The organism is Paraburkholderia sp. CNPSo 3274 (genome assembly GCF_024206475.1).
GTDB lineage: Bacteria > Pseudomonadota > Gammaproteobacteria > Burkholderiales > Burkholderiaceae > Paraburkholderia.
In genome coordinates this window covers 1-9,355 of sequence record NZ_JAMBPR010000144.1, presented here as the reverse complement: position 1 = coordinate 9,355, position 9,355 = coordinate 1, and the positions used below count along the sequence as shown (strand labels likewise).

The following is a 9,355-nucleotide window of genomic DNA, read 5'->3' as shown; positions in this document are numbered from 1 at the left end:
TGACCGTGAACAACGCGCGCTCTCGTCCCATAGAGATCTCGGGATCAGGCTCGCTCATATCGGTCCACTTCGGAGGAACGGAGCAATAACTCTTGTCGTCGATGCGCAGCAGGAGACGTCGGCCAGACCGGTTATAGCGCTCACCTACACAGAGAAGTTGCTGTCCGCTGAACGGGTGGAACGGGTGAGTGATGCGGACAAGATGTTCTGTGGCAGCCCCAGAGCCTGCATTTCGAGGTATGTTACAAGCGGATCGAAGCTGACCGGTTCATCTGGCCGGAAGCGGGCGAGACGGTGTCGTTGAGCGTCGAGCAACTGAACTGGCTGCTCGACGGCATAGTCCTCGCTGTCATGCAGAAGCATCCCCGGTGCTATTGCGGGCGGATCGGCTGAACGCGCGCTGCGCCGGCACGGTCAAATTGGCCGTGCCAAACGACACCGTCACGCTTAGTGCTAAGGGGTACCAGGCCCTGATCGCCGCGCGCGCTGAACGCGATGCACTGCGCGGCGAGTTGCGCCTCGTAATGGCCGAGCGTGATCTGACCGAGGAACGGTTACGGGCCTACAAACGCGAGCTGTTCGGCGCGTCGAGTACGCCTGTCCGTGCTGTGACCTGGCTATCAAGGTCACGTCGGCACCGACTCGTATCATCCCGCGTGGACTGCTCACGGAATCCGCGCTCGCGTGGATCATCACCGGCAAGTAGCAGTACGGTACGCCGATGTACCGGCAGGCGACTCTGTTACGCAGCCGCGGTGGCGACATCTCGTCGAATACACTGGCCGCAAGCGTTGTTCGCGTCGGCCTCGCCGCGCAGCCCGTGATCAACCTGATGCGTGATGTGATGCTCGAATCAGAGTTCATCTACGGCGACGAGACAACCTTCCAGGTGCTGAAGGCGCCCGCACGGCGACCGCAGTCGAAGAGTTATCTGTAACCGCGGACGACTACGTGGCGCTCATGCCGTGGACCATGTCTGCTGCTCCTAACCTCTGAAGGATGTCGTTCAAAGGCTGATTACCAGTCTTCTGTAACGATTCTGGAAAAATGAGTACGTTGCAGCGACAACTCGACGATCAAAAAATTTGCACAGCCTCGCCACGCGGAGGCTGCACAAATCGTGCCACCGTCATGCAAAGACATCAGCTACATATCTGCCATGCTCCCTCTCCATCGTGTCTATCCAGGCGCTAGCGTTTTCGTCGTTCTCGCCGGTTGCATCCTGATAAATACGGCCTAGCGTGCCACGCACGGCAGGAGCCATATTTTTCCCATCCCCGCATACATAAACCGTGGCACCCTGTGCGAATAGTGCCGCGACTTTTTCTCGTTCAAGCCAAACCTTGTCTTGAACAAAGCGAGCACCTTGCTCTGGGCGATTGGAATAAGCCGGCATCACTTCAACCACGCCGCAATTTGCCCATTCGTCGAGTTCGTCGCGATAGAGAAAGTCAACGTCAGGGTCATCAATCCCCAAGAAGAGTAGCGACGGGCCAACGTTTTCTCCTCGTTGTCTTTGTAACGCGCGCTCTTGCAGAAAACCGCGGAACGGCGCGATACCGGAGCCAGCGCAGATCATGATCATAGGAAGATTCACGTCGGCTGGTGGCCGAAAGCGCGCATTTGATGGCCTGACTGCAACAGACAAGCTGTCACCCGTGTTGAGGCGCGCAAGATATGAAGACGCTACCCCTTCATAGCGGCCATTGCCGGAGAGAGCCGGCGCATCGACCACTGCTACCGTCAGCGTGACATGATCTGCTTTCCAAAGCGGGGACGACGAGATCGAGTATTGACGTGCTTTCAGCGCAGGCAGCATATCGAGGAATTTTTCGAACGACAAATCGACGGATCCGAAGCGTTCGAGCAGTTCTATGACGGTCGTCCGCTTTCCCAGAATCTCACTTTCGAAGTCGTCGGTGCTCAGGCGCTCAAGCTCGATTTTTTCCGGTGGACAGCGGGTAGCAGCGGCCAAACTGGATACTTGTGATCGAGTAGCTGGAATGGCGAGTTCGACATAGCTCGAAAACAGTTCACCGCAACCCATTGCTTGACCGAGCGGAAGACGCGGATTACTCGAGGTTCCCTGGATGACCACCTGGGTGTCCCAACTCACGCGAAACCGGCGTAAGACCCGATCGACGCTGCTTTTAGCGTTGCGGGGCAGAACCGTCAGATAATCCCCCGACCGATAGGTCATCGTTTCCGGGAGCTTTAATTCGATGTGTATTTTGGAGCGGCTGCCGGGTGCGCGGAGATCTACTAGTTCCCGGTTCTCGATAACCGATCCGTGCGCCATGTCACCAAAATTCAGTAATTTCTCGCGGGCATTCTGAACGAAACTGACCTTCAGTGCAGCATCGTCATGTTGCGCAACAGAGACTTCCTTCCCGGCGCTAATCGCAAAGCGATTCCACAGTTCGGCATACCATCGGTCAAACTCGCCGAAGAAGTCTCCACCGGAGTCCAACTCGCCTCTGACGTGAACTCTCTTGGCACCTGCTTTTTCGAGGGCCCCGTCGACTCGCCTCGGGATCGCCTGAAATGTGCGTGCCCATTGCTTATTGCCGCATCCAAGAACCGCAAAGCTAACACCGTCCAGCGCACCCTCGCTCATTGCTTCGACATACGGAACAAATAATTTTGCATTGTCCGGCGGCTGTCCTTCATAGGAGGCAGTTACGACTACAATTGCAGGATGTCCCTCGAGTTTTTCCGCGAAGTCGTCAAGAGGAGCGCACGTGGCATGAAATCCGTGGTGATTTGCGTCCCTCGCTATGCGTCGCGCAAACGATTCGGCAGAGCCTGTGTTCCCTCCGAAGAGCACGAGCATATTCGGCGAGCTTTCGTCGGAGATTGACTGAGCCGACTCTGCGCTGGCGCTTTGAGTGATCGTGGGGGCATGAGAATTCTTGCTTGGCACCCTTTGCGTGCCTTGTGCTCGTGGCCGCACGTTTACGCGGAAACCTGTCGGCTTCAGCGTAAGTGTCTCAGCAATCGCCAGTTCGTAGTTCGGATCTGCGAAGGAGAAATCGAAGCGTTGAAGCAGCATTATCAAAACGAGGTGGGCTTCCTGCATTGCAAAAGGCCGACCAATACATGCGCGCGCACCATTGCCAAAAGGCTTCCAGGCATTCGGAGGAAGATTCTCCGCGTTCTCGGGGGAAAACCGCTCCGGACGAAACGCCTCGACATCCTCGCCCCAGACGCTTACATCCCTGTGCAGCATGGGGGTCAAAATGAGAATAATGTCATCTGGACGAACGGCGTATTTGCCTCCAAACGTGGTATCGGCGAGCGGTGTCACTGCGAACGCAGGCGCCGTTGGCCAGATTCGCAGCGTCTCCATGAGGATTTGTTCGATGTAGCGAAGTCGCGCGAGATGTTCGATCCGCGGTACCGCGTCACCAACAACCTCATCGACCATTTCCCGTGCTTTTCGCAGAATATCCGGATTTTTGAGGAGAAAATAAGTGGCGAAAGACAGAAGTCCGCTTGTCGTTTCATGCCCGGCGATAAGAAACGTAATCATCTGAAAGACAATGTTCTCATCGTCGAGCTTCTCCCCTGTGACCGGATCAACGCGGTGCAGCATTCGGTCTAAGAGGTCCATTGCTTCATCGCTGCCGCGCGGGTTCTTGCGCCTGTTTTCGATCATTTCGGTCGCGAGTGAGCGCATGAGTGCGATGTCCGAGTCGAATTTGCGACTGCGATTGCGCATCAACTTCGAAACAAGTTTTGGTCGCAACTCGCGCTTTCCCGCCTCACCGAGGGTATTCACCATGGCATCTACGAATGGATGCTGGCTTTCGCGGTAGAAGCTATTGAAACGACAATCAAACGCGCACAGGGCAATCGTATCAAGCGTCAGTCGAGTCATATGGTCAGACACATCGACAGCCGTTTCCGGGCCGAAACGTTCCCAATAGAGAAACATCTGGTCAGCGATGTCGACCATTTTGTCAAACATAGACCAGATACTGATTGGACCGAACGCCTGCATCAGCACACGATGCGCTTTTGCCCAGTTCGGTTCGTCACTGTATGCTGTAAATAGCCCATCCCCGATAGCGGGCCTAAGTTCAAGCAGAGATTGGTGTACACATTTCTGAAATCTGCTTTCGTCGCACACTTCATTCACAAGCTCTTGTCCGCTTACAACGTAGTACCCTTGACCGAAAACTTCGAACCAATAGATCGGCCCGTAAGTTCGTGCGAGATCCATCATCTTTGCAAGCGGCGACGGCCCCGTGACTTCCAGCAGATGACCGATGACGGGTTTCAGGGGCGGCTGGGGTGCGAGGGTGGAGGATTTCATTTCAATAGCCTTTCAGATGTTCGGTATGCTAGTACGTCGTATCTCAATCTATTGAACAAATGTAAAATAGATGTGCCAACTTGTCTAGAGCTTTTTATGCCACCTTACGTAAGCCCTAATCCCGCCGATCCTCGCTTTCAACGTAGCTACGATTCCCTTGTCCGCGCCGTGACCGAACTGCTCGATGAGGCCCCCCTGAACAAATGCAGCATTGCGCAATTGGTCCAGCGCGCTGGCGTCGCGCGTCCCACGTTCTATCAGCACTTTCCCGACCTGCAGGCGGCCGCTCAGCGGGCGGCGTTGGTGAGGCTCGAAAATGCTTTCACATTCGTCGAAGAGCAAGGCAAGCAGCTGAGCCCACCTAGCGTCGCCTTCGTCGAATCAATGGAAGTGGAAACTGCTCTGATTCTTGAGCATATGCGTGCCCATCAATCTTTCTATCTGACCGTATTTAACGACGCGGCGACATCGGCGTTTTTTGATGACCTGGTTACATTCGTCGCCGGCCGCATCCTTCCGCCCTATGAAGGTGTTCGTACGGAGGCGGAGGGGGATTGCTTGACGGTGCTTGGCGGGGGATTGGTTTGGACGGTAGTGCACTGGCTTCGCCAGGGCACTACGCGAGAGACCCCGAAGGTAATGGCGAAGCGAATTGCCACGACTTCGGCGACAATTCTCGATGCTTTCGGCCTTACTCTCGGGTTCGCGCGGTCAGATGCGGAGTAATGGCAGGAGAAGCGTGGGAAGCGGCTAAGTTGCTCCACGTGCGCCACTCAAGTGCGGAATCGAACGCTCGTGGATGGCGTTCCGTGCGCACGAGTCGCGCGCGAACGTCATCTTTAGCAACTGGCTTGCTTCGTGGTACAGATTAATTCTAGATAGTCATTTTCTGGGTCACCGTCGCGATGAGCCAACATCATCAATCCACGCGTCCGGGGGCAAACAGGGATGCACGCCCCAGACACTCTTCGTTCATGGCCGATTAGCGTAGTCGCCGGCCCTATGCAGCGCGTCTTGTGGCGGTTTTTCCGTGCGCGATATGGATCGCCATGGTCCTCATCAGTTCTCGAACGCGGTCGATGCCCGGCGCTTGCTGCTGTTCACCGAACATCAAGCTTGCGATGCCCTCCATCTGCGCGGCGATGAGCGTCGCGCGAGCGAGGCATTCGCGCGCCGTAGCAGACGAGTCTAGCTCCCGCACAAGATCGACATAAATCGCCCGATACGCGGAGTACATTCTTCTTACGAGATCGCGCGTGATATCCGAGTGCTGAGCCAGCGCGAATATCTCGAACGAGAATCGACATACCGTCGGATCACAGGCTTCCTCAAATACGTCCTCAACGATTTCACGCAGGCGCTCCAGTGTCGGCTTGCCGCTCGGCTTGCCCATTTCCGCATAGCGATCCAGATAGGCCTTTCCTAGCGCGCCAATTGTCGACCGGAGCAGGTCGTCATGTGTCGGAAAGTAGTTCTGGAGTGCTGATGGTAAGATTCCAAGTTCCCTGGCCACTCGCGCTTGGGTAAAGTTCGCATATCCTTCCGTGGCCAAAAGGCTCGCGGCAGTAGAGACAATCTCATTGATCTTTACCTCCCGACGTCGCCCCTGGAGCGTTGGCCGGTAGTAGGGGAGATCTTGTCCTGTCTGCCGCACGCTCAGTTCGAAGCGTCCATGCTGCAAGTGCTCCTCAGACCCAAAGACACCGATGTGCAAGCTGCCCTTGGTGCCTGCCCGACGATTGCGGGAACTATGTAGGGGACTGTCACTTTCCAGCGTCTGTGCCGACAAGCCAACAATCATCTTTACAGCTCGCTTTGTCATGCGAACGAATTCTGCATGGTCCTTCTCTGGATCCCCGCCGTGAGAAGCAAAGATCATCATTCCACTCGTCTGCGCGACCAGAACGGACGCACGCACCTGGCACTCGTCGCCAGTGAGAGTGGGGTGGATCTCTGATAGTAACTTCGCAAAGATGCCCCGATACGTGGCATACATATCGTCAACCAGCGCCGCAGCATATGGTTCGTGCTGGGAAAAAGCCCAAATTTCAAACAGGAATTTCGGAAGATCAGTTGCTGTGATGTCGTGAAAAATGCGCTCCACCAGTGCGGAGCAACGCCGCGCGGCGTTGACGCCGGGCTGATTTGCGATAGCCATATAGTCACTGACGATTTCGTGCATATGTGCCTGCAGCGCCGCACGAAGCAATTCCTCCTTCGTTCGAAAGTAGTATTGAAGGTTCCCCAATGTAATTCCGACGCGAGCCGCGACGCGGCGCGTGGCGAATCCGGCATATCCATCCTCCTGGAATATCTGCCGGGCGGCAAGGATGATCTGCGTCATCCGCTGTTCCCGGTTTCGTCGCTCAACCGGCCTGGGATCGGGCCTTGCCTCCTCGAGACCGCTAAAGGATTCTCGCTCTACCGGCTTATGTTGCACGTCTCGCCCCCAAAATGTTTGCCTGGACCTGTTATAAATTATAGGTCGCTTCGATGGTAGAAGGAAACGTCATTGTGCTTTCATGGATCCCACCTATTTCCGCAGTGCGAGCCCTGCTCGCACCAGACGCTCACTCCCATCCGATCAGTATATATCGGGGTTCAATCACGGGATGCGGCCCATATTTGGGCGGCCGCAGCCGGGAAGATGTTCACAATAATTGGTGTTTTCCCTCCTCTTGATGTGCTTGATTCTAGGTCAGTCAGTGACTATTGTTAGGTCACGTAGACGTATATATTAGGTCATACGTATACAAAACTGATTCGAGGTAGGAACCGGCTGTGGGGCCGCAAGTGAAGGAGCGGGAGATGAGTAGCAACGTGGGATCTTTGCGAAGCCTGATCGACAAATGGCTGGCTCCGACGCCGGCTTCACCGATAACCGTGACCCGGCTGAGCTACCCGAAAACGAGACCTGTGCGATGCGTACGTGTGGAGTCTCTACGTGCGTCAGGATCGTTCGCGATCTTCTTTTTCCGGCACGATGACGGATCGTGGTGTGTGTTTCCTCCAGCGTCGGAACGGCCGACGATGCGAGCCTCACTGCAGGTGGATTGAGGAAGACTACGCACTCGTCGGCAATTGAAGGGAGGTTGTGATGGATATTGAGAGGATTGCTAATGATTCGGGAATGCTCGTCGTGCTCGACGGTCGGATCGGCCGCGAAGAGTACAAGAGCGTGTACGGGTCCATGCAGGCCCTTGAACGATTTGCCAACAGCATTCGTGAGTTGGTCGCCCGGGAAAGTTGCTCCGGGACGCTGGACATGGAATCGAATTAAAGCGCCACGCGGCGCGGCGGCGGACTCGTTTCCCGGCAGGAAGCAGCGCATGCAGCGACGCAACGGATAGGCTAACGCGCACGCCTTGACGGGAATGTACTCATGAAGCGACTTCTTCTGAAATCGGGCATTGCATGGTGTGTCGCCCTATCGGTCGCGACGGCCGGCGATAAGCCGCCTGCCGCACAACACGGCGCGGCGCAGATCGTGGAGCACAGCGTTGCCGCTAGTGGCAGATTACCGGACAGGGGGGCGGCGAACGCCAGGATCGTGTCGGGGCAGGTCGAAGCGGGCGAAGAAAAGAACCTGACGTTCTCATTCGCTACGATGAAGCATCCGAAGATGAGTTTCTTGGAGGTTGCCTCCGCGGGGCAGATGGGGTTCCATGTCTATGACAGCTCGCAGGATTGGAAGATAAGACAAATTCTCGGTCGAGTCGAAGACGAGCCCTACACGCTATTGGGGGGAATGTCGGGTGCGGAGGCTTCCGAACTGGACGGATTGCTAGTCGACTACGCTAGCAACGGCAGCAGGATTACGCCTTCAGGAATTGATACGCTCGAAGGCCTTCGCGCAAATAACCTTGGCCTCACGTCGAAAGATGGCACGCAACGAGACGTCTGGGTCGGCGCATCAAGCTTCAGCGAATGGGAGTTTGATGGAGCGCAGCGCAGGCTCGAGAGCGTTGAAATGTTCCCCGTGTCCGTGAACGTCGGGCTGATCGCGTCGCTGGCAGCATTGTCCATACCGGCGAGCGCACAGATTTTTGGTGAGGGTGGTGCGAACGGGATGGTGATCCTCGCCAACAATCCCGATGAGCTCAACAAGGCCCGGATGAAGGTGAATGTCGACGAATCGTCCGAATTGGCGACGCGTGGCGCAATGACAACGTCGGCGCGCGCTCGGGCACCACGAGGGAAGGACCTCGATACATCGCGATTCGCCGAAGTAATTGCCGAGGCCGGGCGGAAATGGCACGTGCGCACGGAACTGCTGCGGGCCATCATCGCCGTCGAATCAAAATTCAATCCGCAAGCTGTCTCGAGGCGCGGCGCGCTTGGCCTGATGCAACTGATGCCAGAAACTGCACAGCGCTTTGCCGCGGGCAACCTCTTTGATCCGAAAGTCAACGTGCTCGCCGGCGCTCGGTATCTACGTGTGCTGCTCGATCTATTCGACGACAACGTCGAACTCGCAGTGGCAGCCTACAACGCGGGCGAGCACTCCGTGATCAAAGCCGGCTACCGGATTCCTGCGATACCCGAGACTCGGGCGTACGTGCCGGCGGTCATGGCTCGTTATCGACGGTTGATTTCCGGGTAGGAGAGCCTCCTGCAGCGGATACCCGCACACGCGCCTTCGGACGCAGTTGTTGTGAGTTGCAGCTGTCGTGCATTTGCATCGATTGATATCGACAGCCGTGCGTGCGGCAGCGCAGCGTTTCCTTTCGCGTACAGGTGGCTTGGACGGGGGCGAGTTGACATAAAGATAAAGAGCGAATTTTTGCTTGTGGGGGCTACGTCCTAATGTCGTGTTCTGGCTATTTACAGATGTCGTGTTTTTGAGCGCTGGCAAGCTGGCAGACTGCTGCAACCGCTGCGGGGCCTGCCATGAAGCCGGACACGACGCTGGTGAGTTTGAGCATGCGCGAACTGGACAGACTGAAGGTTATACAGGCCGTCGTTGAGACGGGCCTCAAGCCCGGCCGTGCCGCCGAACGGCTGGGTCTGACAGTACGTCAGATCGAACGGCTGGTG

General features: G+C 56.4%; 7 protein-coding genes and 2 pseudogenes. 6 read left to right on the top strand and 3 right to left on the bottom strand.

Translation table 11 applies throughout. The features are described 5' to 3' along the window. A partial coding sequence (locus M3I54_RS45615; protein WP_375542318.1) for a DUF5372 family protein occupies positions 1-193 on the bottom strand: 193 nt, incomplete at its 3' end. Between the two features lie 14 nt (positions 194-207). Between M3I54_RS45615 and tnpB the strand changes: the two genes are divergently transcribed. Next, positions 208-393, top strand: coding sequence for an IS66 family insertion sequence element accessory protein TnpB (gene tnpB, locus M3I54_RS45610; protein ID WP_375542317.1), 186 nt, complete (start codon positions 208-210; stop codon positions 391-393). A gap of 187 nt (positions 394-580) precedes the next feature. Continuing rightward, a pseudogene (locus M3I54_RS42630) lies at positions 581-934 on the top strand (transposase); the annotation flags it as partial. 195 nt (positions 935-1,129) lie between these two features. On the opposite strand, the gene M3I54_RS42625 reads toward M3I54_RS42630, so the two are convergent. Beyond that, entirely contained in the window at positions 1,130-4,318 is a 3,189-nt protein-coding gene (locus tag M3I54_RS42625) for a cytochrome P450 (protein WP_254346275.1), read from the bottom strand. Between the two features lie 168 nt (positions 4,319-4,486). On the opposite strand from M3I54_RS42625, the gene M3I54_RS42620 reads away from it, so the two are divergent. Continuing rightward, positions 4,487-5,044 carry a TetR/AcrR family transcriptional regulator gene (locus tag M3I54_RS42620; RefSeq protein WP_254346268.1) on the top strand — a complete coding sequence of 186 codons (558 nt, stop codon included), beginning with the start codon at positions 4,487-4,489 and terminating at the stop codon, positions 5,042-5,044. Between the two features lie 274 nt (positions 5,045-5,318). Here M3I54_RS42620 and M3I54_RS42615 read toward each other — a convergent pair whose 3' ends face one another. Next, complete coding sequence (locus M3I54_RS42615; RefSeq protein ID WP_254346267.1) at positions 5,319-6,662, bottom strand: TetR/AcrR family transcriptional regulator; 1,344 nt, start codon at positions 6,660-6,662, stop codon at positions 5,319-5,321. 753 nt (positions 6,663-7,415) lie between these two features. On the opposite strand from M3I54_RS42615, the gene M3I54_RS42605 reads away from it, so the two are divergent. From M3I54_RS42605 to M3I54_RS42595, 3 genes and pseudogenes are all read left to right on the top strand, one after another. Further along, entirely contained in the window at positions 7,416-7,598 is a 183-nt protein-coding gene (locus tag M3I54_RS42605) for a hypothetical protein (protein ID WP_254346265.1), read from the top strand. 690 nt (positions 7,599-8,288) lie between these two features. Next, a complete protein-coding gene (locus M3I54_RS45605; protein ID WP_254346277.1) occupies positions 8,289-8,921 on the top strand; it encodes a lytic transglycosylase domain-containing protein in 633 nt (210 codons plus the stop codon). A gap of 287 nt (positions 8,922-9,208) precedes the next feature. Next, a pseudogene (locus tag M3I54_RS42595) lies at positions 9,209-9,355 on the top strand (helix-turn-helix domain-containing protein); the annotation flags it as partial.